This is a genomic window from Stutzerimonas stutzeri, assembly GCF_000935215.1.
In the GTDB taxonomy this organism is placed as follows: Bacteria; Pseudomonadota; Gammaproteobacteria; order Pseudomonadales; family Pseudomonadaceae; genus Stutzerimonas.
The window spans coordinates 1-1,910 of the sequence record NZ_JXXD01000324.1 but is presented as its reverse complement, the minus strand read 5'-3'; the positions used below and the strand labels follow the sequence as shown (position 1 = coordinate 1,910).

At 67.2% G+C, this 1,910-nt stretch carries 1 protein-coding gene; it reads right to left on the bottom strand.

Annotated elements, in window-relative coordinates; all coding sequences use genetic code 11:
* On the bottom strand, nucleotides 1–1,735 hold a 1,735-nt coding region (locus tag LO50_RS22975), incomplete at its 3' end, for a DEAD/DEAH box helicase (protein ID WP_236690623.1).
* Nucleotides 1,736–1,910 lie beyond the last annotated feature (175 nt).

Sequence of the window (1,910 nt, the reverse complement as noted above, 5' to 3'; positions counted from 1 at the left end):
TGCGGCCGCCGTTCCAGCGGGGCACGGCGGCCTTCTTTCCCGTGGCGCGGCTGACGTAGGCGGTCATGTTCTCGACCCGTACCAGCTCCAGCAAACGGCCGCCGAAGAGGAAGTTGTCGCCCGGGCGCAGGCGCGCAATGAAGCCTTCCTCGATAGTGCCCAGCGAGCGGCCGCTGCCGCCCTTGGCCCAGAATTTCACCGTCAGGCTGGCATCGCTGACGATGGTGCCGATGCTCATGCGATGGCGCAGCGCCACACGGCGGCTAGGCACTTTCCACAGCCCGGTGTCGTCCGGCTCCACACGCTGGTAATCCGGGTAGGCGGTCAGGGAATGCCCGCCGTGCCGCACGAAGGCCAGCGCCCATTGCCAGTGATCGTCAGTGAGATCGCGGTACGACCAGGCCTGCCTAACCTCATCGAACAATTCTTCCGGACGAAACCCACCGCCCAGCGCCATGCTCACCAGGTGCTGCACCAGTACGTCCAGTGGTCGATGGGGCGCGCTGCGGGCTTCGATGCGGCGTTCGGCGATGGCGACCTGGGCGGCCGCGGCTTCCACTACTTCGACGCTGTGAGTAGGCACCAGCGTGACGCGGGAAGTCCGACCCGGCGCATGCCCGGAGCGACCGGCCCGCTGCATCAGCCGAGCCACGCCCTTGGGCGAGCCGATTTGCAGGACCCGCTCGACGGGTAAAAAATCGACACCGAGATCCAGGCTCGAGGTGCAGACCACCGCTTTCAGCGCACCTTGTTTGAGGCCCAGCTCCACCCAGTCGCGTACCTCGCGAGCGAGCGAGCCGTGGTGCAACGCGATCAGCCCGGCCCAGTCCGGCCGCGCGCCGAGGATCGCCTGGTACCAGATCTCCGACTGGGAGCGGGTATTGGTAAAGACCAGCGTTGTGGCCGCCGAGTCGATCTGCTCGACCACCTGCGGCAGCATGCGCAGCCCGAGATGGCCGGCCCAGGGGAAGCGTTCAATGCTCGGCGGCAGCAAGGTATCGACACGCAGATCCTTGTCGACCCGACCTTGCACCAGCTTGCCGCGCCCCGGATGCAACAGCACCTCCAGCGCATGGGGCTGGTTGCCGAGGGTCGCCGACAGCCCCCACACGATGAGCTCCGGCATCCACTGACGAAGCCGCGCCAGTGCCAGTTGCAGCTGCACGCCGCGCTTATTGCCCAGCAGCTCATGCCACTCGTCCACCACCAGCATGCGCAGTCCGGCGAAGGCCTGGCGCGCATCGGCACGGGTCAGCAGCAGGGTCAGGCTTTCCGGTGTGGTGACCAGCGCGCTGGGTAGCCTTCGGCCCTGGCGCGCACGCTCGGAACTGCTGGTATCACCGGTGCGCAGGCCGATGCTCCAGTTGATGCCGAGATCATCCAGCGGTGCTTGCAGAGCCCGCGCGGTATCGGCCGCCAATGCGCGCATAGGGGTGATCCAGAGCACCGTCAAAGGCGCTGGCTTGTCCGTCGCGGTGGAAGAGGGTGCCTTGGTCGCAAAGCGATTCAGGGCTCCGAGCCAGACAGCGTAGGTCTTGCCGGAGCCGGTGGTGGCGTGCAGCAGCCCCGATTCGCCATGGCCTATCGCTTGCCACACCTCCTGCTGGAACGGGAAGGGTTGCCAGGCACGGCTGGAAAACCAGCCCGCAGCGAGGCTCTCGGCCCCGTCCTTCACCCCCTCTCCCGGAAGGAGAGGGGAGTGATCGTGTGGCTGCTCGGCATCTTCGTCTGGCATGGCTCCGGTCTTGCTCCCTATGAGGGGAGAGGGCCGGGGTGCGGGCTGGCCCACGTCGGGGTCGCCTAACGCTTCCCTCACGCCCGCCCCAGGGGGGTGATCGCGCGGTTGCTCAACGTTCTCGCCTGGCACTGCTCCGCTCTTGCTCCCTCTCCCCTTGGGAGAGGGTTGGGGT